Here is a 23,510-nt window from a genome sequence, read left to right as displayed (position 1 = left end):
AAAGCCCCCAGAAATGGAGGCCTCAAAAAACACAAATGATGAAAAAAATTTTATATCATAGATAAAAATTATTTTATCTATTAATTCTTAGCCAAAGATATACACCTCTTTTTTTTTATTTTATGAGTATAATCATAAAATTATTATTTCTTTTAAATACAGAATTTGGAGGCTAGATACTTTACTTCTCAAAAAAAAGACAGTAATCAAAATCTATAGGAATATGATCCTTATGCCTGATAAAATGCCATTATTCTAAAAAAACAAGAAATTATTTTATTTCGCAATAATATAAGAAAAAATAACAAACATATAATGATTATGATTATATGTTTCACACGTATAATTTTATAATTTTACATTATTAATTCCATAAATCGTGATAAGTTTTTCTGTACTTGTAGCCAACTATAATAATGGAAAGTATTTCAAGGAATGCTATCAATCATTAATTAACCAAACCTATAAAAACTGGGAAGCAATTATCATTGATGATGCTTCTACAGATGATTCGGTTAAGATCATACAGTCTCTGATCAAAAATGATTCTCGTTTTAAACTTTATCATAATGCAACTAATGAAGGTTGCGGGTCTACAAAAGCAAAATGCATGAAATATGCTCAAGGAGATCTATGCGCTTATCTTGATCCTGATGATGCTATTTATCCGGAAGCACTGGAAAAGGTCGTACTGGAATTTATGAACAGAGATGATCTTTCAGCAGTATATTCTAAAATGATGCTTTGTAATGAAAGTCTGATTCCGGAAAAAATTTATACTGGCACTAAACAAATTTATAACAACCGTTATTTCTTTAACTATCCTATTCAGCTAGCTCATTTTTTTACTTTTAAAAGAGAAGCCTATGTAAGGACTCCGGGAATTAATCCCAATCTGAAAAATGCAGTAGACCAGGATCTTTATCTGAAAATACTGGAACAGGGAGGAGTGAAATACCTGAAAGAACCTCTGTATCTGTACAGGCTTCATTCTAATGGAATTTCTCAGGATAAGGCAAAGCAAAGTTCAAAAGATTCATTTGCAAGAGTGATACATGACACCATGAAAAGGCGGGGAATAAAAACTATTAATCATAAAATTATTCCTGAGGTTTTCACCAGTTCAGATGAAATTTTTAAACTCCTGAACTACCAGACCAACAGAATGCATCGTCTTATCAGTAAAATAAAAGTTACTTTAGATAATATATAACCAAAGGCTGTTCAAATTGAGCAGCCTTTGGTTATATATCAAAAGAAAAGGCCTCCTTCCGGAGGCCTAAAAAACACAAATGATGAAAAAAATCTATTTAGAAAAATCCAAACAGAATATTGTAGAATCATTCAAAATGATCATTATACCATTACATTTCTAACCAGAAAACATTATACAGTAACGGAACAGAAGAATGAATAATTTCTTTAAGAATCAAACGGCATCCTGAAGATCAATAAAAATATAATTTTATATTATTAAAAGTTTTGCAATTCAGATTTAATCTTCATCTCTGGATGGGTAAATTTAGTTAAATATTTGTTTGTTCACAAGACTATTCCTCCCAAATGATTGGAATGTACACTGTAATATATCCATCAGAATCTACATTAGCGTCAGAAACTGTAGCAACTATTGTTCCATAACCTACCCAGCCACCCTGCCCCTGCATTGCAGAAAAAGTGTAGGTTCCTGCAGGAAGACCATGATAATATTGCGGGACAGACTGAAATCCACCACTGTAATAAGTATCATACACTTCCCCTGTCGCTATATTTTCAGCAAGAAAACTTCCTACATCGTAATTTCCTGAGAGAATTTTTGTTCCGTTTTTTGAAAGAAGACCATAACGTATCTTGTAAGTCTGAGTTTTGAGCGTTTCGTCTGCTGCTCCTGAATAACCTTTATAGGTCTGTGTTATTTCCCTGGAGGAAAACGATGTTGCAACAGTAAGCAGTCCAATCAGTGCTGATACTGTAAAAATTGATTTTTTCATATTAAAAAGTATTTTGGCATTCAAAAATACTCAACTTATATGAATTTAATAAAAACTATCAATGAAATAAAATTTACAAAATACTCTGAAACTACGCATTATCAATATAAAATTCATGATTATTCAAAATTACGTCACTTTCAGACTGTTAATTTTAACATTCATTAACTGAAATTTGGCTTCATAATTGAAAATACAACTAAAATTAAAAGTCATTTTGGCTTTACGGTATTAAAATTTGAATTATGAGAAAGATAGTATTAGCAGGGTTTTTATCCGTCTTTTTAATGACGGCCTGCAAGAAAGATGACAGCGTTGCAGAAAAGTCACTGGAAGCACAGAAACTTGAATTTCAGGCCAGACAACTTGAAATAGAAAAACAAAAACTGGCAATAGAAAAGGAAAAAATGGTATATGAGGCGCAAAAAAAAGCAGATAGTGTATCAGAAAGCAAAAAAGCCAGAGCGTCGGCTGAAAATAATTCAAAACCACAGGTGATCAGAGAAACACGAACAGTGTATAGAGACAGAAACTCAAATTCCGGTTCAGGAAGCAGCAACGGAAGTTATGCCAATAACGGAAGTGGTACTTCCCAGGGAACTACTCAGAAAAAAGGATGGAGTAAAGCAGCCAAGGGAACTGTCATTGGTACCGTAGGTGGAGCTGCTGTCGGAGCCATAGTTGCTAAGAAAAACAGAGGACTGGGTGCTGTTATTGGCGGTGTTGTAGGAGGTGCAACCGGGTATACTATTGGTAGATCACAGGATAGAAAAGATGGAAGAGTACAACCCCGTTAATAAATATTTTTAATGATAAAATATAAAGATTGCTTACTTTTAAGCAATCTTTTTTTATGATACTGATTCTGTTTTCTTCCGTTTTCATCATTCCTGTCCTTACGGGCTGGGGAAAGATCATGGAAACAATATGGGGAATTTTATTTCAGGGAATCTCTGGAAAAATTTTATCCGGAATCCTTGGAATAACCCTGATATGGACAATTATTTCTTTTTTCACTCCCTTAAATATGAGCGTGGAAGTACCTTCCATTCTATTGGGACTCTTCTTTTTCTTTAAAAAGAAACTTTACAAGGAATTTCATCAATTTTCCAAAAAGGATTTTGTAGTATTGAGTGTAAGCTCTCTGGCTGTAATATTCGCAGGCTCTTTCTATCCTTATATATTGGATCATTTTGGATATTATATTCCCACATTGAAATGGCTTACAGAATATGGACTTGTAAGAGGAATTTCCAACACAGACCTTACATTAGGCCAAATGTCTCTCTGGCATGTTTTTCAGGCTGGATTTTCGAACTTTTCGGATCCTTTTTTAAGGATCAACACAGTATTGTTAATCATCTATACATTATATACCGTTGAAAAAAGAAACTGGATACATCTTTGTTTTCTTCCGTTACTGCTCTTGTTTTCACAGTCTCCAAGCCCGGATCTTCCTGTTATTATTTTTTCATTGATTATTTTAAATGAAATTATGGCAGGACAGAAAAATACTACTTTTCTTTTTGCATTTTCAATATTTGTTTTTGCCATAAAACCAACCATGATATGGCTGCCTGTATTGACTTTCCTAAGCTCACTTCTTATTTTTAAAGCCAATTTCAGATCCCTCATTTCAGGAATTATCATTCTCCTGCTTTTCTTCATTAAAAACCTTTGGACATTTGGATATCCCATATTTCCGTTAGCATTAGGTGATGTAGGAATATTCTGGAAACCTAATCCTGAAGTTTTAAAAATTTCCTCACAATTTGCCATCATGAAAACCTATGATATGCAGTACACCTATGAGGAAATTCAAAAATTTTCAACTGCAGATTATATCAAAAACTGGTTTTCTTTGGATGGAATAAAATCTAAAATCAATATTCTCTTTGTTTTGAGCTTGGTTATTTTCTCAGCATTTGCCTGGGTAAAAAAGAGAAAACTCATCACCCTGATTTGTATTTCGTTATTGATAAAGAGTATATTGGTACTGGTATTTTCCGCACAATACAGATTTTTTATTGATGTCTTTTTTGTGATATTCTTTGTTATCTTCCATGAATATTTTGACCGGAAGAAAGCAGTTTTCGTTTTCTCAGTCTTAAGTATATTCTTTATTTCTATATTATCTTTTCCTGAATTTATTCAGAGTTATCTTCCGAGTTTCAGAGTCGGAACATTCATGACCGGATTTGAAAAAGAACAGATTTACAAGCCTTCAACTTACCAATATGAAAAGTTTGATACCTATAAAGTAGGAAATTTTAAATTTAATGTGTCCCACCATTATCCTTATAGTTTTGACACTCCGCTTCCGGCCATTACTCCGGCTTATCTTTTCGATAATGTGAAGACAGGCATTTTTCCACAACTTTCGGATAAAAATGACATCAAAAAAGGATTTATCTGGAAAAAAATGACATCAGAAGAACAAGTGGAAGCCCAAAAGGTTATCAATACTATCGAAAACATTGATAAATAGAACAAATCCAGAAACTTTATTATCTGAAGAAAAAAAGGTAATTTTGTATCATGTTCAACACATTAGGTAATCTTCTTAGTCTTACAACATTTGGAGAAAGTCACGGAGTGGCTTATGGCGGTATCATCAATAATTTTCCGGCAGGTTTAGCGGTAGATCTCGGTCAGGTTCAGTACGAATTGAACCGAAGAAAGCCCGGCCAGTCGGCAATCGTTACACAAAGAAAAGAAAGTGACACTGTAAAGTTTCTTTCCGGAATCTTTGATGGAAAAACAACAGGTACGCCCATCGGTTTTATCATCGAAAACGAAAATCAGAAATCGAAGGATTATGATCATATTGCTGGCGCGTATCGTCCAAGTCATGCTGATTTTACTTATGATCAGAAATTTGGGTTCAGGGATCATCGCGGGGGCGGAAAATCTTCTGCAAGAGAAACAATGAACTGGGTAGTTGCAGGGGCACTTGCCAAGCAGCTTTTACCGGACATTGAGATCAACGCTTATGTATCTTCTGTAGGTGATATTTTCTGTGAAAAGCCTTATCAGGCTTTAGATTTCTCCCAAACAGAGAGCAATGATGTTCGTTGCCCCGATGCTGAAACGGCAGAAAAGATGATTGCAAGAATCAAAGAAATCAAAAAAGAAGGAAATACCATCGGAGGAACTATCACCTGTGTGATTAAAAATGTTCCTGTAGGAATTGGTGAACCAATATTTTCAAAGCTTCAGGCTGAGCTGGCAAAAGCAATGCTGAACATCAATGCCTGCAAAGGTTTTGAATATGGAAGCGGTTTCTGCGGGGCTAAAATGACAGGAAAAGAGCATAATGATGCTTTCAATACAGATTTCACTACAAAATCTAACCTTTCAGGAGGTATCCAGGGCGGAATTTCCAACGGAATGGATATCTATTTCCGTGTAGCTTTCAAACCTGTGGCTACTATTCTGAGACCTCAGGACAGTATTGACAAAGATGGAAACCCAGTTATTGTAGAAGGAAAAGGACGCCACGATCCTTGTGTAGTTCCAAGAGCCGTTCCTGTAGTGGAAGGTCTTGCTGCATTTGTACTGGCAGACCTGTTTTTGATCAATAAAACAAGAAACATCAATAATTTTTAACATAAATATTTTTAGTAATGAAAAATTACTGGGATAAAGGAATTTCGTTTGAAAAATATCTTCAGATTGCAAAAGAAAGATTAGAGAATCCTGCCAACCAACAGGAAGCTGACTATAAACAATATTACGAACTGGGTCTTCAGAGAATGGACCGAACGGTAAAAAAATACGTTCCGGATGAAGATCAGCTGAAAGAACTTGCTGCCAAAAACTTTGACGGAAAAATTCTGATTATTTCTGAAGCTTGGTGCGGAGATGCAAGTGCAACAGTGCCTGCTCTTTTCAGATTTTTTGAAGGACATAATGAAGTAAGAGTTTTTCTGAGAGACAGTGATAAAAGTTTAATCAATCAGTTTTTAACTAATGGTACGGAATCCATTCCGAAAGTACTTATCCTTGATAAAGACCTGAATGTAAAAAATTCATGGGGACCACGTCCTAAATATGGATATGAACTTCTGATGAAATATAAAGCCGATCCTGAAGCATATTCAAAAGATTCTTTCTATAATGATCTGCAAATATATTATGCTAAAAACAGAGGGAAAGATGCTGTTCAGGAAATTTTGGATCTTCTATAAAAAAGAGATATGAAAAAAAACATCATTTATCTTGTACTTATTGTGATTATCGCTGGTGTTGCTTTTATACCAGGAGTAAGAAACTTTCTGAAGGATACATTATTTCCGGTAGCTACTATAGAAAATGCGGTTCATATCAGTGAAGAAGATTATGATATAGAGCTTAAAGGAATCAATACGCCAAGCACTAATCTTAAAAACTTTAAGGACAAAGGTATTTTTCTGAACTTCTGGGGAACATGGTGTCCGCCTTGCAGAAAAGAATGGCCTTCTATTCAGAAACTGTATGATACCAGAAAAGATCATGTAGATTTTGTACTGATTGCCATGAATGATAAGGAAGAGGATGTAAGAAAGTTTTTGAAAGAAAATAATTATACTGTTCCTGTATATATTGCTCAAAGTCCAATTTCTGAGAAAATTCTTCCAAAGGTATTTCCTACCACTTTCCTGCTGGATAAACACGGAAGAATCCTTATTAAAGAGGATGCCACAAAAGACTGGAACACAGAGACTGTGCATCAGTTCATTGACAATATTATCAAATAATATTTTAACTAAATTTTATAATTTGTTGGTACAGGATTTGCGAATTTTATAGCATTGAAAAATTTATTAATCCAAACACAAAATGAAATATTCAAAATTAAATCTTGCAAAAGAAGCCATCAATCATAAGGGCTTTATAAAAAAGATCCCTGATATTTTCAGAATGGTTAAAATGTGGAGAAAAGGAATTTATCCAATGAAATCCATAGACATTATTCTTCCTTTACTGGGAATTTTATATGTGCTCTCTCCTATTGACCTCCTTCCTGAATTTGTGATACCGGTAATTGGAGTCATGGATGACCTGGCAGTATTGTCACTTACCATTCCTAAGCTCATTAAAGAGGTGGACAAGTTTTTATTATGGGAAGCTCAGCAAAAATACAGTGGTGCCCAAATCATTGATGCTGAAATCGTAAAATAATAGTTTATTATATTTTTCACTCCATCCCGGCCAATCCGGGATGGTTTTTTATTGACAAATGAGCGATAAATTTTTAAGCCTTATTTCAATTCCTTAAATTTGCAATATCTAATAAAAAATAATGGAAAGTAAAAAAGAATTCTTCTTAGAGTGTTACAAATTAGGCATCATCAAATTCGGCAGGTTTACCCTGAAAAGCGGTATTGAAAGTCCTTTTTATGTAGACTTGAGACCTTTGGCTTCAGATCCTAAAATTTTAAAAAATCTTGCAAATTATTTACTGGAAATGCTTCCGTTAGATAATTTTGATTTAATCTGTGGAGTTCCTTATGCTGCGCTTCCTATGGCTACTGCAATGTCTCTGGAAAGCTATATTCCATTAATTATTAAAAGAAAAGAAGCAAAAAGCTACGGTACCAAAAAGCTGATTGAGGGAATTTACCAGAAAGGACAAAACTGTCTTTTGGTAGAAGATGTGATCACTTCGGGGAAATCTTTGCTGGAAACCATTCCTGAAATAGAACAGGAAGATCTTAAAGTTTCTGACATTGTGGTGGTATTGGACAGAGAACAGGGAGGAAAGGAATTATTGGAAGGTAAGGGCTATAGAGTTCACACGCTTTTCAATATTTCGGAAGTATGCCACATTCTTCAGGAAACAGGTGAATTGTCAGATGAAGAAGTAAAAAGAATCCAGGACTTCCTTCAGGGGAACCACATTCAGTTCGAAGAGGAAACAAGATCTTCTTATGAGCAGAAACTTCAGGCAGCACAACATTCCGTTTCAAAAAAATTACTGGAAACGGCCTTGACAAAAAAATCAAACCTTATTGCCTCTGCAGATGTTACCACAACTCAGGAGCTATTGGAACTTGCTGAAAAAGTAGGTCCGCATATTATTGCTTTAAAAACGCATATCGATATTATTTCTGATTTCGAATATGAAAAAACAATTACTCCTTTAAAAGCTATTGCTGCAAAACACCAGTTCTTACTGATGGAAGACAGAAAATTTGCTGATATCGGAAACACGCAGGAACTTCAGTTCACAAGCGGGGTTTTCAAAATTACGGATTGGGCAGATTTCGTAACTTCTCAGGTAATCGGAGGTTTTGAATCATTAGACTGCTTCAAAAATGTAGGAGTGGTAGCCATCGTTGGAATGTCTTCTAAAGGAGCTTTAACAACTGCAAGCTATCGTGAAGAAGCTTTAAAAGTAGCTTTATCTCACCCTAATGTAATTGGCGGTGTATCTCAGAATAAAATTCCTGAAGATCTGCTATTGTTCACTCCGGGGGTAAATCTTGCAGACTCGGGAGATGGTAAAGGGCAGCAGTACAACACACCTGAACATGTTTTCAAAACACTTCACACAGATTTTATTATTGTAGGAAGAGGAATCTACAAATCCAATGATCCGGAAGCATCAGCAATCACTTATAAAACAGAGGGATGGAACGCTTACATTAATTCTTTGGAAAAAAAAGCAATTCAAGGTTAAAATGCTATAAAGTATATACAAAATAAGTTATATTTGGGCTTTATCACGAATATTTGAAAAAGATCAGCCTTTGCCTTATTTTGTTATGTGGAGTTGTACAGGTTTCTGCACAGACAGACAGTATATACATTGAAACAAAACTGTCTCCTGACAAAAAGAACCTTGATGTCCGCCAGGAAATTGTTTATTACAATCATTCCGGGAAAGACCTGCAGACCATAAAACTCCTGAATTGGGTTTCCGCGTACAATAAACGGGGAACTTCTTTAGTCTACAGAAAACTGGAAGACCGGAATAATGATTTGCATTTTGCAAAAAATGATCAATTGGGAAAACTTCTTGAACTGAATATTAAAAATTCTGAAAATGAAGTTCTTCCTGTCAATACACTCTCGGATGAAAATCTTTTTATTCCTCTGAAAAATGTATTAAAACCTGGCGAAAGTGTCACTTTACAGTTGCAATACAGGATGCAGCTTCCCGATAAAAACTTTACGGGATACGGAACATCCGCTCAGAATACTGTATTAAAATATTTCTTTATTGTTCCGGATCATTTTGATCCGGACAATATTTCCAGAAGAAACTATCACGATATTGAGGAACAGATAAGCTTTAATACTTTCTGGACCATTCACTTTGACATCCCTGTAAATAGTTTTGTTGAGGGAAATCTTCCACAGGTTCAGATGAATTCATTTAAGGGATATCTCGATTCAGATCCTGAATTCCTGATTTCTACAACAGAATTTCAATCCATCAAAACCAATGTTGACGGAGATGAAATCGAAATTAAATTTGGATATAATCTGAAACCGGATGAAAAACAAAACCTGGAGTTTTATCTTCCTTTACAATTAAAATTCATTAAGGAGCGCATCGGATATCTTCCGAAAAGTATCTTTATCTCAGATAAATTCAGAGCCAAAGAAGACTTTTTCGGGAATAATGATATTACTTTCTGGAAATTCAGATTCCGTCTGTTTACCGAGACCGAAAAAACGGATATGGATTATTTTGGGATCATTGCTAAGAAAATTCTTGACGAAGGCGTTATTGCAGATAAAGAAAAAGATCACTGGTTTAAAAATGGGTTAAAATCTTATCTTGAAATTCAATATCTCAAAAAATTCTATGCTGATACGAAACTTTTAGGTACACTTCCCGAGACCAGAATCTTTGGACTTCAACCGTTAAAGTTATTCCATGCCTCCAAAGTAAAACTTCTGGACCGCTATGGGCTTTCCTATCAGTATATCATGCTGCAGAACCTTGATCAGAAAATCGATGAACATTTTCCCGTTTTGAGTAATTTCAATGATATGGCCATCAGCAGCTTTGAAACCGGAAGTCTTTTCAACTATTCGGCAGACAAAATGGGATATGAACAATTTGATAGAATTGTAAAAAATTATATTTCTCAGAATTCAGGAAAAAAAATTAATCCTGATGAATTTCTGTCATCCCTTGCTGAAAACAATAAGTCAGCCGCCTATCTCTCCAACTTTTTCAAACAAAAGAACAGGATTGATTTTAAATTGAAAAACATCAGAAAAGATAATGATTCTCTGCAAATAAAAATTGTAAGAAATACAGACATTTCTATTCCTGTAAAACTGGAAACAGAAACCAGAGAAGGAGAAAAGAAAACGTACTGGATAGACACGGAGGAAAATGAACGTACCACCAACCTGTCGCTTCCTGCATCAGAGAATATTTACAAAACCACCTTAAACAGTGGCTATATTTTCCCGGAATCCAATTACAGAGACAACTTTCTGTATGCGAAAGGACTGTTTTCCAATACGAAAAAAATTAAACTTAAATTAATAAAAGATATTCCTAACCCGGAATACAATGAGATTTACATCAGCCCAAGAGTGCGTTTCAACAATACGTATGATAAATTTCTTTTGGGAGCTAATTTTAAAAATCAATCTTTCTTTGATCAGAAATTCCTGTATTCGGTGACTCCAACCTATAGTACCGGAACAGGAAAACTTACGGGTTCCGGAGCAGTCTCCTACTCTATTCTGCCTGCAGAAAGCATTATCCGAAGTCTTACATTCGGTCTTTCAGGCTCTTATTTCCATTATGATTATGATCTGGCCTACAGAAAAACCTCAATATCATCTTCAATTAACTTCAGAAAGAACCCAAGAAGTACTGTAAGCAGAAGTCTTGGAGTTTCCTATAATTATTTTGAAAGAGATCTGAGTCCTCAAATGATCGCCAATAATGATTACAGCAAATATAATCTCTGGAGTATTGGCTATGGTTATAGCGATAACCAGATGATTCATGAAAAAAGCTTCAGCCTGAGCGCCCAGGGAATGGAAGATTTCAATAAAATAACGGCTGAAGGCTTCTACAGATGGGAATTTGCCCCTAAACAAAAGCTAAGCTTACGTTTATTTGCCGGATACTTCTTAAGAAACAACACCAGAAATAACCTCTTTGACTATGGAATTTCCAGGGTTTCCAACTATTCATTCTCTTATACTCTTTTGGGAGAAAGTGCCAGCAGCGGCCTCCTTTCTCAACAGTTTATATTAGCTGATGGTGGTTTTAAATCTTTCCTGCCGGGAACAGTGAACCAATGGATCACCTCTGCCAATGTAGATTCCAGTGTATGGAAAATATTCCATGTGTATGCGGATGCCGGAGTATATAAAAATAAAGATCTTCCTGCCAAATTCATATGGGACACAGGAGTTAAAGTAAGAATCATCCCTGATTTTCTGGAAGTATATTTCCCGATCCAGTCTTCTCTGGGTTTTGAACCTTCATTCAAAGATTACGGAAAACGTATCAGATATACTTTAATTCTTAATCTCGGATCCATTATTAATGCAGCAAGAAGAGGCTGGTATTAATAGAAAAAATTGTGGATATCTTTGTGGATTAAATCTTATATAGATAACAATATAAAAGTCAAAGAACAGCTTATGAATACAGGCTGTTCTTTTTATTAAAAACTAATCTTTTATAATTTTCTGTGAGATCGGAATATTGTTAATCGTTCCTGTCACAATATAAGTTCCTTTGGGAAGTTCTGCAATATCAAGAGCTGAAGCCAGTTTAGTAGGTGATTTTTTAACAACCTGTCTGTATGTATCGTAAACTTTCACATCTTTCACCTCTGTTCCGAATACTATTCTGCTGTCTTTTATAAAAGGATTCTGTACAAAACCAGACTTTACGCTGCCTTCGAGAGAGAAGTCTGACATATTATCATTACTTCCTACTAAATTTCTTTTGATGCCTGTAGTTGTAGTGGGAGAAGGAGCTGGGCCATCTCCTTTAAATTGATCTGCATTGGATCCATATCCTACAAAATCCAGAACATTGGACGCAGAAGGTCCGGTGACCTGCACTATATTTCCGGCTAATGCAACTTTTCCTGATACGTTGGAGATTTTTAATCCGGAAGATTTATTAGGAGTTCCGTCAAAATTTATAATTGTAGTTGCAATAAAATCCGGTTTTGGCAGATTTTCAACACCACCTTCAATCGCTGACTCCTGAATTAAATAGGTTTCTTCCGGTCCTAATGTAAAATCCGGAAGCGTATGATATTCTGTAAAAGCACCTATGGCCGGAGCATATTGAATACTTGCTCCCGTTAAAGAAACCAAAGTAGTTCCGATATTTTTAAGGACGATATAATTATTTTTCAATACAGATCCTGAATTGACATTCCCGCCATAGATTTCATTGATCACAATCTGGGCATTGGAAAACGAAGTTAATACTATAAGTCCAACAAGAGTAAAGATTTTTTTCATAGTAATAATTTTAGAAATGGATTGATCATAAAAACATCAAAAATAATACCACCAAATTAAGAAATATATAAGATACAAAAATCTAAAAATCTGGAAATAATTACATAAAAAGCCAGCTGCTTCAATTAAAGCAGCTGGCTATATTTTTATCTAAAAAAAATTAGTCTTTAAGAACTTTCTGAGAAACCGGCTGGTGGTTTACGGTACCTGTAACGATATAGTTTCCTTTTGCTAATTCAGCAATGCTTACAGCTTCGTTTGGCTTTACAGCAGTTTCTTTTACAAGCTGTCCGAACATATTGAAAATCTTCACATCTTTCACGTCAGATCCGAAAATAATCTCATTATTTTTAATTAAAGAGTTCTTTACGAAGTTTCCTGACTTTTCGTTTTTGGCATCAATAACAGCTAAAGAGGCAGTAGACGAAGTAACCGTTAAAGAAATATCATCTATTCTCCAGTTGGCAGTACCAAGAGATGGAGTTCCGGCACCAGCACTGTCGCTTCCATAAATTCTTAGCGTAACCGGAGCCGATTCTGCACCAACTAAATTAGCACCTGAAAAAGTGATGTTACTCAATGCCCATGTACTATTATTATTAACATTGGCTGTACCTATCGCTGTTGCATAATTATCAATGCTTGAATATACTGTAATCTTTCCAGGGCCTGTAGATGTTCCTCTGGACCCGAAACTTAAAGAATTTAAAGTTACTTTATTACCTGCGACAGGAGTAACAGTTACACTAAAATAGGTACTAGTTGCAGTCGAAAGAGCTTCTTTAAAAGCTGCAGCACCAAAATTACTGGATCCACTTGCTCCGGTATATCCTGAAGATACGGATGAAGTGGTAATTAAAGTGGTTGTACCATTATTATTTCCCTGAGTTGCCGCAAATGCTACACTTGAAATATTAGCATTGATACCAGAAATGGGATTTACAGAACTACCATCCCAAAGGTAAGTTGTTTGTGCAAAAGCAACTGCACTCATCACAATTGTTGCAAAAAGAGAATAAAGTTTTTTCATGATTTAAAATCTTTTGTTATTAATAATTTCAGTGACTAAATTACATCGATTTTTCAATAATTCACAATATTTAGATTAAATTTCTGTTAATAAAACAAATCATTTACATGAAGAAAATAAAAAAACGCCATTTTGATAAAATGGCGTCGTATATTGAACTATAAGTCTATCCTGATACTATTTTTTAATCACTTTTTCTGAAACAGCTTTACCGTTGACAGTTCCCGTTACGATATAAGCTCCTTCTCTAAGGTCAGAAACATTCAGCGACTGATTTTCATGAACAGCAGCCGTCTTAACAACCTGACCTGCCATATTGAAGATTTTAACATCAGATGTTACTCCGAAGCTGATATCACTTTTTAGAACAGTATTTTTAACGAAAAGATTTTTATTTCTTTTCACTTCATTGGTAGCAAGTGAAGCAGAAGTACCAACAACCTTTACATCATCAATCCTGTAATTTCCTGAATTACTTGTCACAGAAGACCATCTAAGCCTTAAATTAGAAGCGTTTTCTGCTCCTGCAGGCAATTGAATAGCTACACCTCCATTTACAAGATCCCAGGTGCCAGAATTTTTGTTGTAAGTATACGTCACATTATTCCAGACAGTCCCATCTGTACTCCATTGAAAATTAACATTCTGGTTAAAGCTGCTTGTTCCTCTACCTCCCCATATAACGTTAATATTACTATACCCAACTGTAGATAAATTAGAATAAGTTAAAGAATGAGTGACTCCATTTGTACCAGTTCCCGCAAATGCAGCATTGCTTCCTCCTGATGCACCGGAATATCCGGATGAAGCAGAAGCTGTATTTATATTCCAACCGTTTGTACTACTTGTACTTGTCCACCCGGATGGTAATGCGGAAGTTGTACCAAAATTTTCTGACAAAAGAGTTGTTTGTGCAAAAGAGGCTGTAGCAAGCATAGCTACAGCAACTAACGAATACATTTTTTTCATGACTTGAATTTTTTTAATTAATTATTTCACTTACTAAAGTAAAAATATTTTTTTAATATATCACAAAGTTTTGATTAATTTTTTATTTTTATTTGTTAATCTCATAGTATTAACATTTTTTACCTATTTTTACGATTTATTTTCCAAAACTTGCGGAATCTTGTCATTCTATCCGTTTTATTCTTCTTAGGCATATTTTCAGGAAATGCTCAGGTTTTTTCGTGGAAAAATCCCAACGTTCCTGAAGACAGTATTAAAAGGGATAGTATTCTTGCTGCAAAGCTGGAACAGGATATCTTTGCCAAGGACACTCTGGACTTCATAAGAACCCACAATAAGATCATTATTGATGAAGCTGTACTGGCAAAAAATGATAAAAAGAGATTTTTAGGAGAACTCAATTCAAAAGGTTCTATCATTCGGGGAATTACTTTTGGTAATAATCAGGGGCAATCTGTACAGAGTTCTATGGATCTTCAGATATCTGGGCGTTTATCTAAAGATGTTACCATTTTAGCAAGTATCTCAGATCATAACCTGCCGATTCAGGCTGATGGTTATACCCAGACTTTGGAGGAGTTTGACAAAATCTATATGCAGCTTAATATTAAGGACAAGTCTATTCTCAGAGCGGGGCATCTTGATCTGGTAGAAGCTAAGAATTATTTTGCCAAATACCAGAGAAGAAGTATGGGACTTCAGTTCCAGACAGAATTCGGGAAGGAGAACAAGACATTTGTAGATATCTCTGCAGGTGTTGCTAGAAGTGAATTCCACAGAATCCGTTTTCAGGGGGTTGAAGGTAACCAGGGACCTTACCGTCTGACAGGGAAGAACGGTGAACAATTTATCACACTGATTTCCGGATCTGAACAGGTTTTTATTGATGGAATTTTAATGAAGCGTGGTGAAAACCAGGATTATATCATCAATTACAATACCGGTGAGGTTACTTTTACCAGTTTCCGCCCTATTTTCCAGCAGAATTTCATCACCATTTCTTATAACTACGCCAACAGGAACTATTCAAGGTATTTGTTTACCGGAAAGCTTGAGCATCAGAGAGAAAAATTCAAAGTGGGGTTCAACTGGTTTATGGAAAATGACAACAAAAATGCTCCTCTTTCTCTAAATCTTTCTAAGGAAGATGAGCAGATTCTTGCAGAAGCCGGAAATAATCCTGACCTGATGTATGCCCCTTCAGGAGTAGTAACCGAATATGATGTCAATAAGATTTTATATAAATTAAATCCTGCCGGAAATTTCTATGAATATTCTACGGATTCAAGTTTAACACTGTATCAGGTTTCTTTTACCTATTTCGGAGCCAATCAGGGAGATTATAAAATTGCACAGACTACCAACAACGGACGTGTTTTTGAATATGCAGGTCCTAATGGCGGAGACTACAGAGCAGTAAGAAAACTTCCTTCACCTCAGAAATCACAGGTATACTCTCTAAACTCTGAATATCTGCTGAATGAAGGAAAAATAGGTGCTGATATCTCGCTGAGCAATTATGATGTCAATTTATTTTCATCAAAAGATTCTGATCAGAATATGGGATATGCGTGGCGTATTTTTGGAAATAAAAGCTTCACAAAAAACACATGGAAAGGAACTCCAAGCTTTGAATATCAATATATAGACAGGCAATTTCATATCCTTGACCGTATCAATGATGTAGAATTCTCCAGAGACTTCAACCTTACGCAGGAATTCAATAAAAAGACCCAGAACAGATTTATCTTCAGCTTCCTGAATAAATGGAATAATAAGTCTACGCTGAATTACCGCATCAATTATCTGAATGAACAGGATTCTTACAAAGGGATTAAAAATGACCTTGATTTCGGCTGGCTGACAGGAAAATTCTTTACAAAAGGTAATCTGTCTTATCTGAGTACCAACGCTACTCTTCAGGATACGAAGTTCATCCGTGGTGGAGTTTCAACGGAATTTACCGGTAAAAAAGGAAGCTGGGCCATTGGTGGAAGCATGGAGCATAACGAGAAGAAATATAATGATACCCAACTTATGGATGTCACAAGTTTCAGCTGGAAAGAAATCTTTTTGCAAAAGAAAATCGGTGACAGTACAAGAACCAAATTATTGGCAAAAGTGTATATGAGAGATAACGATTCGGTGCGTGATAACAGACTTCAGAATATGAACAATATTTTGGGGATCATGGCTGAAAGTCAGATTATCAAAACAGAAAGAACCACCTTAAATGCCTTAATTCACTACCGGAAATTCTTCTACGCAGGTGCAGAAGGTGAAGTAACCCGTAATAATGATTTTGTTGTCGGAAACATCTTATACAATCAGCAGCTTTTCAGGAACGGAATGCGTCTTCAGGCTTTCTATGAGCTTGGAAACGGGCAGGAAGCACAGAGGGAATTTCAGTACATTAAAGTAACAGACGGACAAGGTGTTTATAAATGGACCGATTATAATGGCGATGGCATTCAGCAGCTGGACGAATTTGAAATCGCTGAGTATTCTGATCTTGCCCAATATATCCGTGTGTATACTAATTCTGTAAGATACATTCCTTCCAATAAAAATAAATTGCAGCTGGCCTTATTTGTCAATCCGGCCATTGTTTTCAATTCTGAGAATAAATTTTTAAAACGTTGGAATTTCAATATTTCATTAAATTCTCAAAACTCATTCTATAAAAAGGAAAAAGTTCTTGTTCTGAATCCTTTTGAAAAAAACAGTGATCAGATCCTTAAAAATCAGAATATTTTGGCTTCCGTACAGTTTAATCCAACCGAAAAATCAGGATGGAACGGAAATTACAGATTCATCACCAATGACAATCTTATTAATGCCAATTTCAGTAATGAAGAACGTGAACAGACTTCTCATTTCCTGAATATAGGATATTGGTTCAATAAAGAATTCAGAGTGGATTGGGAAAACTCGGTTCATGATATCCAAAACTCCTCACAATTATTTAAAACAAGGGATTATCGTCTCAATAATTTTGAAACCAAGCCCAAAGCAACGTATAAATTTACAGATGCCATTCAGGCTGAGTTATCTTCAGCTTTCCGCCAGAAACAAAGATTGGATGGAGAAGAACTTCTTAAAGCTTTTGATATTACAGGAACCATCCAATGGGAGCGCAGAAAAACGTCTATCCGTGGTAATTTCTCTTTCATCAGTAACAATTTCACAGGAAACAATTTCAGTATTGTAGGAAACCAGATGCTGGATGGGCTTAAACCCGGAAAAAACCAGGTATGGAGTGTGTTTATCCAACAGGCAATCAACTCGTTTATCCAGCTGAACCTTAATTACGAAGGAAGAAACTCCGGTGACCGGACCATTCACATCGGTAGTATGCAGGTAAAGGCGAGCTTCTAACAATGGAAAACTGAAGTGAGCAGACCATTAAAACTTACATTATTTGAATTCTTTTTCTATGCTCAAATTTCTAAACAAAACAATCATTTATACCGATAGATAATATCATATTTCTGAATGTTCAGAATTTCGTAAATTTGCACCATGATAAAAATAGGCAACATAGAACTGCCGGAATTTCCACTTTTGCTGGCTCCAATGGAAGACGTAAGTGATCCTCCGTTCAGACGTTTGTGTAAAATGCATGGTGCAGATTTAATGTATTCGGAGTTTATTTCTTCCGAAGGGTTGATTCGTGACGCTATCAAAAGTCGTAAAAAGCTGGATATTTTCGATTATGAAAGACCCGTTGGAATACAGATATTTGGTGGAGACGAAGAAGCAATGGCTATGTCTGCAAGAATTGTTGAAACCGTAAATCCGGATCTGGTAGATATCAATTTTGGATGTCCTGTAAAAAAAGTTGTCTGCAAAGGAGCAGGAGCTGGTGTTCTGAAAGATATCGACCTTATGGTACGTCTTACAAAAGCTGTTGTAAGCTCTACTCACCTTCCTGTCACGGTAAAAACCCGTCTGGGATGGGACAGCACCAGCATTAATATTGATGAAGTAGCAGAACGCCTGCAGGAAACAGGAATTAAAGCTCTTACCATCCATGCAAGAACCCGTGCTCAAATGTATAAGGGTGAGGCAGACTGGGAACATATTTCAAGAATTAAACAAAATCCTAATATTGAGATTCCCATTTTTGGAAATGGTGATATAGATTCTGCTGAAAAAGCTTTAGACTACAAGCAAAAGTATGCATGTGACGGTATTATGATCGGGCGTGCTGCTATTGGATATCCATGGATATTCAATGAAATCAAACACTTCTTTAAAACAGGAGAACATTTACCTGAACCAACAATTTCAGATCGGTTACTGGCTGTTCGTCAACATGCAGAATGGAGTACTGAATGGAAAGGAGAAAGATTAGGGTTGGTAGAAATGAGACAACATTACAGCAACTATTTCCGTGGAATTCCTCATTTCAAGGAATTCAGAAAAAAATTCCTGGAAGTTTTCACTATGGAAGAAATGGACAGCTTAATTAAAGAAACCCAACAGTTCTACGAAGAATATCAGGCACAGCTATAAAAATAAAACCATCAGCAAAACTGATGGTTTTTTATTATTTAGAATCTAATATTAATATCCTTCTGATGAAGATTCGTTTTTAATTAATCCCAGCGCTGAAGAAGTTCCAATTCTTTTAACTCCCATTTTGATCATTTTCTCAGCATCTTCCGGAGTTCTCACTCCTCCGGCTGCTTTTACAGGAAGTCTGCCAGCATTGCTGAGCATAATTGCTATTCCTTCAAAGGTTGCTCCGTTAGGCTTTCCTTCTGCAGTCTGATAAAATCCTGTAGATGATTTGACAAAAATTTTCGACAACTCATTTTCAGAAAAATTTTCTTCTGCCCAGGTAGAAATCTTTTTAGTAAGATCTGCAATCTGTTCATCAGTTAATGCAGCAATTTCAATAATCCATTTTGCAACTTTTTGATGCTCAAGAGATAATTGGGTACATTTTACAAATTCTTCTCTTACCAGCTCTATATTCCCTTGTAAATAAGCCGTATAATTAATAACAAAATCTAATTCATCTGCTCCGTCTTCTATTGCTTTTGAAGCTTCTGCAAGTTTCTCATCAACAGAATACGTTCCTTCGTGGAAACCTATCACAGTTCCTACTACAACATTTGAATTTCTTTCCTGAATATATTTCCTGATCTCAGCTACGTAATCCGGTCGAATCATTACGGCAAAAATACCATTGTCTATTGCTTCCTGCGTAAGTTCTTTATCTTTTTGAAGTGTTTCTTCGTGGGAAATACCTGATTGCTCTGGAGTTTTCAGGTAAGTTGAATCCAAATATTGGGCTATGTTCATATTTTTATACTTTCAATTGTCTGTAAATACCTTGTTCTAAAGATATAAAAGTTTCTGTTCTTGTTACTCCCTTCAGCTTTTGAAGCTTGCTAAGAATCTGCATTAAGTGATCATTGTCTTTACAAAGCACTTTCAGGAAAATAGTGTAATTTCCTGTAGTATAGTGGGCCTCCACCACTTCGTTGATATCATGCAAAGACTTTACCACTTCCGGATAATGGCTTGGCTGGTCTAAAAATACACCAATGTAGGAAATCACTTTGTATCCAATTTTCTTAGGATTAAGAAATGATATTGAATTTTCAATAACTCCTGCATGTTCGAGTTTTTTGATTCTTTGATGCACTGCAGTGGTGGAAATTCCAACATTTTTTGAAATGTGGGCTAAAGAAGTTTTAGCATTATCCATCAACATGTAGATGATTTCTTTGTCAATAGAATCTAAATGGTAGCTTGTGTTGCTCGAATTTTTCATTTTCTACTTTTTTTATTATTTATGTTTTTTTACTGTAAATTTTTAAATTTTACAAAAACCGGAAAATGATCGCTATATCCGCCTAAATACCTTGTACCAGCATAAGTTCGGAATGGCCGTCCTTCAAAATTTCTGGTTCTGCTGCTAATTTTTTCAGAATTGAATATATGAGCATCCTGAAAAACCAGCGTCTTATTATCAAGCAAAGATCTTGACATAATGATCTGATCATACAGCAATCCAGATTTATAATGAAAAGTAGAATAATTTCTTGTGGAAAACAATTGCTGAAAAGGGTTCATTAAAGCCTTCTCATCGTCATTGTCATAGAGAATTTGTACTAAATTTTCATCATCCGGGTTTTCGTTAAAATCACCACACAATATAACATGCTCTTTATCAGCATTTACAATTTTTATAATCCGTTGCCGTACTTCATTCAATATAAAGGTTCTTTTAGGTTTATTGATATCTTTTTCGCGCTTAGAGGGAAGATGGGCGATAAAGACATTAATAATTTCCCCTTTATATTTTATTTTTGAAAAAAGTACGTCTCTGGTTGTGTCGTAATTTTCTGTGTTTTTATTTACTATTTCAAAAAAGAAAGTAATGGTTTCCGAATCTATTACCTCTACTTTATTTTTATCATATAACATGGCTACATCCACTTTTCTTTCGTCCATAGAATTGTAATGTACAATTCCGTATTCCGAATTAAAGGGCTCCATCTCCACAAGATCTTCCAAAACTTTCCTTCCGGAAACTTCAGATAATCCTATTACAAATGGCAGTACACCATTATCCTCCTTCATCAACTGAAATACATGTGAGATCTTGAAGAGCTTATTTCTGTATCTCTTTTCATCCCAATTACTTAATCCTGACCGGGTAGGATCTAATTTGTGGACAGGTTTCGGATCGGGTAAAAATAAATTTTCAACATTATAAAAAGAGAACAGCTCCATCTACACTAATTTCTATACTTTTAATTTATTATGTTCTTTTTACTTTAAGATGTAAATTTATTCTTTTTTTTCAAATTTTCGTGATTTACTTCTAAAACTGCAAATCGATTTCCAATAAAAAACAATTCAAATATAGTAAAAAATACTAATGAAATAAGTTAATATGAATTAATTTTTCAATCATCCTGTAGTTCTGATATATTTATCAAAATTGAGACAATACGCAAAATCCGGGATAATAGAAATAAATTCTCAAGTTAAAACCAAAAAAATTAATATTTTTCACTATTATTAAAAATGAAACAAAAATTATTCCATTTATCTATAACGAATGGAATTAAATATGAAACCCGAAAAAAGATAAGTTCTGACAATTTTCGATTACAATAAATCGGGACGTTTTTCCTTTGTTATTCTTACAGCTTCGTCATGCCGCCATTCTTCGATTTTTCCAAAATTTCCGCTCAGCAAGATCTTGGGAACATCCAGGCCTTTATAGCTTTCAGGCCTTGTATAGATGGGTGGTGAAAGAAGATCGTCCTGAAAACTGTCTGTTAAAGCGCTCTGTTCATCATTCAAAACTCCGGGAAGCAATCTGATAATTGAGTCTGCCAAAACACAGGCTGCGAGTTCTCCCCCGGTAAGAACGTAATCTCCGATTGAAATTTCTTTTGTAATATGAAGATCTCTTACTCTTTGGTCTATTCCTTTGTAGTGGCCGCAAAGAAAGATGAGATTTTCTTTGATGGAAAGTGAATTGGCAATTTTCTGATTCAAAGTAACGCCATCCGGTGTCAGATAAATGACTTCATCATAATTCCGTTGAGATTTAAGCTCTGAAATACATTTATCCAGCGGTTCTACCATCATTACCATTCCTGCTCCGCCCCCATAAGGTTCATCATCAATTTGTCTGTGCTTATTGATTGCCCAGTCTCTCAAATGGTGAAAATGTACTTCTACCAGCCCTTTATCCATCGCTCTTTTCAAAATAGAAGTTTTGAAAGGACTTTCCATCAATTCCGGAAGTACGCTTATTATGTCAATTCTCATTGTAATGTTCCGTTTTTCTTAGTAGGTATAATAATTAATCTTAAAGAAGAATCTTTGTTGATATAACTCCACATCCAGTTGAAGAATATGGCCAGCTTATTTCGAACGCTCAAAATTAGCATTAAATGGAGAAACATCCAGAAATACCATGCCAGAAATCCCTGAAATTTTATAAACGGCAGATCGACAACAGCTCTGTGCTTCCCAATAGTCGCTAATGAGCCTTTATCATCATACTCGTATTCTTTCCATTCTTCCAGGCTTTTCTTTAAAATATTTTTCCCTAAATTTTTTCCCTGATTAATGGCTACGTTAGCTACCTGAGGATGCCCCTGTGGATATTTTGGTGTTTCCATATAGGCAATATCTCCGATGGCATAAATATTATCGTAACCCTGTATTTTATTATATCGATCTACAATATATCTGTTTCTTACTAATTTTTCTTCCGGAAAACCTCCTACTACATTTCCGGTAACGCCGGCTGCCCAGATCACATTGTTGGATGGTATTTCTTTTCCGCTTCTGAGATGCACTTTGTCACCATCATAATCTGTTACCACTTCTCCGCTCAAAAAAGTAACTCCTAGATCTTTCAGGTATTTCTCAGATTTTTCCTGTGCCTCGCTGCTCATTACAGCAAGGGGTTTTTCTGTGGAACTTACCAGGATAATCTTCAGATGATCAAAGTTCATGTAAGGATAATCTCTTGGAAGAATGTCTTTTTTCATTTCAGCAAAAGCTCCCGCCAGTTCTACTCCGGTAGGACCGCTTCCAACGATCACAATATTCCAGTTTCCGTCATCGCTGCGGCTTTTTTCAATAATCAGTTTTTCAAAGGTCATCAGAACATGATTTCTGATACTGATGGCTTCCTGGGTATTTTTCATTCCGAAAGCTTTTCCTTCCAGATCTTTGTTTCCGAAAAAATTAGTTTTACAGCCCGTTGCAATGATGAGTTTATCGTAAGTAAATTCTGCTTCGTCGGTAATGACTTTATTGTTGGCAGGGTCTATTTCCTTCACCTCTGTCATACGGAACTGTGTGTTTCTGGATTGCTGAAAAATCTTTCTGAAGGGAAAAGAAATGTTGGAAGGTTCTATCCTTCCTGAGGCTACCTGATAAAAAAGCGGCTGAAACATATGGTGGTTCATCCGGTCGAGAACAATGACCTTTTTGTTCTTGTTATTCAATGTTTTTGCAAGCTGCAGCCCCGCAAATCCTCCTCCAATAATGATGATTTTTTCGCGTGTTTCCATAAT

At 35.4% G+C, this 23,510-nt stretch carries 20 protein-coding genes; 11 read left to right on the top strand and 9 right to left on the bottom strand.

What is annotated here, in order from left to right; genetic code table 11:
- Positions 1 to 379 precede the first annotated feature (379 nt).
- Positions 380 to 1,213 (top strand): glycosyltransferase family 2 protein, encoded by an 834-nt coding sequence (locus tag BW946_RS08835; protein ID WP_228402506.1) that lies wholly within the window; start codon positions 380 to 382, stop codon positions 1,211 to 1,213.
- Positions 1,214 to 1,550: 337 nt separating this feature from the next.
- On the opposite strand, the gene BW946_RS08830 is transcribed toward BW946_RS08835, so the two are convergent.
- Positions 1,551 to 1,991, bottom strand: coding sequence for a hypothetical protein (locus BW946_RS08830; RefSeq protein WP_076595828.1), 441 nt, complete (start codon positions 1,989 to 1,991; stop codon positions 1,551 to 1,553).
- Positions 1,992 to 2,236: 245 nt separating this feature from the next.
- Between BW946_RS08830 and BW946_RS08825 the strand changes: the two genes are divergently transcribed.
- The 8 genes from BW946_RS08825 (at position 2,237) to BW946_RS08790 (ending at position 11,531) form a co-directional block, all read left to right on the top strand.
- The gene (locus BW946_RS08825) at positions 2,237 to 2,788 is read left to right on the top strand and encodes a glycine zipper domain-containing protein (protein ID WP_076595827.1); all 552 of its coding nucleotides are present in this window, start codon (positions 2,237 to 2,239) and stop codon (positions 2,786 to 2,788) included.
- 56 nt (positions 2,789 to 2,844) lie between these two features.
- The gene (locus BW946_RS08820) at positions 2,845 to 4,479 is read left to right on the top strand and encodes an LIC_10190 family membrane protein (RefSeq protein WP_076595826.1); all 1,635 of its coding nucleotides are present in this window, start codon (positions 2,845 to 2,847) and stop codon (positions 4,477 to 4,479) included.
- A 50-nt stretch (positions 4,480 to 4,529) separates the two neighbouring features.
- On the top strand, positions 4,530 to 5,600 hold the full coding sequence (aroC, locus tag BW946_RS08815; RefSeq protein ID WP_076595825.1) for a chorismate synthase: 1,071 nt from the start codon (positions 4,530 to 4,532) through the stop codon (positions 5,598 to 5,600).
- 17 nt (positions 5,601 to 5,617) lie between these two features.
- Entirely contained in the window at positions 5,618 to 6,181 is a 564-nt protein-coding gene (locus BW946_RS08810) for a thioredoxin family protein (protein ID WP_076595824.1), read from the top strand.
- A 9-nt stretch (positions 6,182 to 6,190) separates the two neighbouring features.
- Positions 6,191 to 6,730 (top strand): TlpA family protein disulfide reductase, encoded by a 540-nt coding sequence (locus BW946_RS08805; protein ID WP_076595823.1) that lies wholly within the window; start codon positions 6,191 to 6,193, stop codon positions 6,728 to 6,730.
- 82 nt (positions 6,731 to 6,812) lie between these two features.
- Positions 6,813 to 7,154 (top strand): YkvA family protein, encoded by a 342-nt coding sequence (locus BW946_RS08800; protein ID WP_076595822.1) that lies wholly within the window; start codon positions 6,813 to 6,815, stop codon positions 7,152 to 7,154.
- Positions 7,155 to 7,275: 121 nt separating this feature from the next.
- The gene (pyrF, locus tag BW946_RS08795) at positions 7,276 to 8,655 is read left to right on the top strand and encodes an orotidine-5'-phosphate decarboxylase (RefSeq protein ID WP_076595821.1); all 1,380 of its coding nucleotides are present in this window, start codon (positions 7,276 to 7,278) and stop codon (positions 8,653 to 8,655) included.
- A 53-nt stretch (positions 8,656 to 8,708) separates the two neighbouring features.
- Positions 8,709 to 11,531: a gluzincin family metallopeptidase gene (locus BW946_RS08790; RefSeq protein WP_076595820.1), complete on the top strand. Its 2,823-nt coding sequence runs from the start codon at positions 8,709 to 8,711 to the stop codon at positions 11,529 to 11,531.
- Between the two features lie 102 nt (positions 11,532 to 11,633).
- On the opposite strand, the gene BW946_RS08785 is transcribed toward BW946_RS08790, so the two are convergent.
- The 3 genes from BW946_RS08785 to BW946_RS08775 form a co-directional block, all read right to left on the bottom strand.
- A complete protein-coding gene (locus tag BW946_RS08785; protein ID WP_076595819.1) occupies positions 11,634 to 12,443 on the bottom strand; it encodes a T9SS type A sorting domain-containing protein in 810 nt (269 codons plus the stop codon).
- A 160-nt stretch (positions 12,444 to 12,603) separates the two neighbouring features.
- Positions 12,604 to 13,473, bottom strand: coding sequence for a T9SS type A sorting domain-containing protein (locus BW946_RS08780; RefSeq protein WP_076595818.1), 870 nt, complete (start codon positions 13,471 to 13,473; stop codon positions 12,604 to 12,606).
- Between the two features lie 177 nt (positions 13,474 to 13,650).
- A complete protein-coding gene (locus BW946_RS08775) occupies positions 13,651 to 14,442 on the bottom strand; it encodes a T9SS type A sorting domain-containing protein (RefSeq protein WP_076595817.1) in 792 nt (263 codons plus the stop codon).
- A gap of 150 nt (positions 14,443 to 14,592) precedes the next feature.
- On the opposite strand from BW946_RS08775, the gene BW946_RS08770 reads away from it, so the two are divergent.
- Both BW946_RS08770 and dusB read left to right on the top strand, forming a co-directional pair.
- On the top strand, positions 14,593 to 17,820 hold the full coding sequence (locus tag BW946_RS08770; protein WP_083688826.1) for a hypothetical protein: 3,228 nt from the start codon (positions 14,593 to 14,595) through the stop codon (positions 17,818 to 17,820).
- Between the two features lie 144 nt (positions 17,821 to 17,964).
- Complete coding sequence (dusB, locus tag BW946_RS08765; protein WP_076595816.1) at positions 17,965 to 18,960, top strand: tRNA dihydrouridine synthase DusB; 996 nt, start codon at positions 17,965 to 17,967, stop codon at positions 18,958 to 18,960.
- 51 nt (positions 18,961 to 19,011) lie between these two features.
- Here the strand turns inward: dusB and deoC are convergent, their stop codons facing one another.
- The 5 genes from deoC to BW946_RS08740 all read right to left on the bottom strand — a co-directional run bounded on the left by deoC (position 19,012) and on the right by BW946_RS08740 (position 23,507).
- On the bottom strand, positions 19,012 to 19,755 hold the full coding sequence (gene deoC, locus BW946_RS08760) for a deoxyribose-phosphate aldolase (RefSeq protein ID WP_076595815.1): 744 nt from the start codon (positions 19,753 to 19,755) through the stop codon (positions 19,012 to 19,014).
- Positions 19,756 to 19,759: 4 nt separating this feature from the next.
- Complete coding sequence (locus BW946_RS08755; protein ID WP_002976659.1) at positions 19,760 to 20,230, bottom strand: Lrp/AsnC ligand binding domain-containing protein; 471 nt, start codon at positions 20,228 to 20,230, stop codon at positions 19,760 to 19,762.
- 29 nt (positions 20,231 to 20,259) lie between these two features.
- Positions 20,260 to 21,195, bottom strand: coding sequence for an endonuclease/exonuclease/phosphatase family protein (locus BW946_RS08750; RefSeq protein WP_076595814.1), 936 nt, complete (start codon positions 21,193 to 21,195; stop codon positions 20,260 to 20,262).
- A 381-nt stretch (positions 21,196 to 21,576) separates the two neighbouring features.
- Entirely contained in the window at positions 21,577 to 22,248 is a 672-nt protein-coding gene (gene trmD / locus BW946_RS08745; RefSeq protein ID WP_076595813.1) for a tRNA (guanosine(37)-N1)-methyltransferase TrmD, read from the bottom strand.
- Positions 22,245 to 23,507: an NAD(P)/FAD-dependent oxidoreductase gene (locus tag BW946_RS08740; protein ID WP_076595812.1), complete on the bottom strand. Its 1,263-nt coding sequence runs from the start codon at positions 23,505 to 23,507 to the stop codon at positions 22,245 to 22,247. Before BW946_RS08740 ends, trmD begins: the two co-directional genes overlap by 4 nt.
- Positions 23,508 to 23,510 lie beyond the last annotated feature (3 nt).

The organism is Chryseobacterium sp. RU33C (genome assembly GCF_900156015.1).
Taxonomy (GTDB): domain Bacteria; phylum Bacteroidota; class Bacteroidia; order Flavobacteriales; family Weeksellaceae; genus Chryseobacterium; species Chryseobacterium candidae.
This window is presented reverse-complemented; position numbering and strand designations above follow the sequence as displayed.

Excerpts from the sequence above, each read along its gene's own strand:
- BW946_RS08780 (WP_076595818.1), bottom strand. The coding sequence starts at position 13,473 with ATGAAAAAACTTTATTCTCTTTTTGCAACAATTGTGATGAGTGCAGTT.
- BW946_RS08800 (WP_076595822.1), top strand. The coding sequence starts at position 6,813 with ATGAAATATTCAAAATTAAATCTTGCAAAAGAAGCCATCAATCATAAG.
- BW946_RS08820 (WP_076595826.1), top strand. The coding sequence starts at position 2,845 with ATGATACTGATTCTGTTTTCTTCCGTTTTCATCATTCCTGTCCTTACG.
- BW946_RS08805 (WP_076595823.1), top strand. The coding sequence starts at position 6,191 with ATGAAAAAAAACATCATTTATCTTGTACTTATTGTGATTATCGCTGGT.
- BW946_RS08785 (WP_076595819.1), bottom strand. The coding sequence starts at position 12,443 with ATGAAAAAAATCTTTACTCTTGTTGGACTTATAGTATTAACTTCGTTT.
- BW946_RS08755 (WP_002976659.1), bottom strand. The coding sequence starts at position 20,230 with ATGAAAAATTCGAGCAACACAAGCTACCATTTAGATTCTATTGACAAA.
- deoC (WP_076595815.1), bottom strand. The coding sequence starts at position 19,755 with ATGAACATAGCCCAATATTTGGATTCAACTTACCTGAAAACTCCAGAG.
- aroC (WP_076595825.1), top strand. The coding sequence starts at position 4,530 with ATGTTCAACACATTAGGTAATCTTCTTAGTCTTACAACATTTGGAGAA.
- BW946_RS08825 (WP_076595827.1), top strand. The coding sequence starts at position 2,237 with ATGAGAAAGATAGTATTAGCAGGGTTTTTATCCGTCTTTTTAATGACG.
- BW946_RS08810 (WP_076595824.1), top strand. The coding sequence starts at position 5,618 with ATGAAAAATTACTGGGATAAAGGAATTTCGTTTGAAAAATATCTTCAG.
- trmD (WP_076595813.1), bottom strand. The coding sequence starts at position 22,248 with ATGAGAATTGACATAATAAGCGTACTTCCGGAATTGATGGAAAGTCCT.
- pyrF (WP_076595821.1), top strand. The coding sequence starts at position 7,276 with ATGGAAAGTAAAAAAGAATTCTTCTTAGAGTGTTACAAATTAGGCATC.
- BW946_RS08740 (WP_076595812.1), bottom strand. The coding sequence starts at position 23,507 with ATGGAAACACGCGAAAAAATCATCATTATTGGAGGAGGATTTGCGGGG.
- dusB (WP_076595816.1), top strand. The coding sequence starts at position 17,965 with ATGATAAAAATAGGCAACATAGAACTGCCGGAATTTCCACTTTTGCTG.
- BW946_RS08775 (WP_076595817.1), bottom strand. The coding sequence starts at position 14,442 with ATGAAAAAAATGTATTCGTTAGTTGCTGTAGCTATGCTTGCTACAGCC.
- BW946_RS08830 (WP_076595828.1), bottom strand. The coding sequence starts at position 1,991 with ATGAAAAAATCAATTTTTACAGTATCAGCACTGATTGGACTGCTTACT.
- BW946_RS08750 (WP_076595814.1), bottom strand. The coding sequence starts at position 21,195 with ATGGAGCTGTTCTCTTTTTATAATGTTGAAAATTTATTTTTACCCGAT.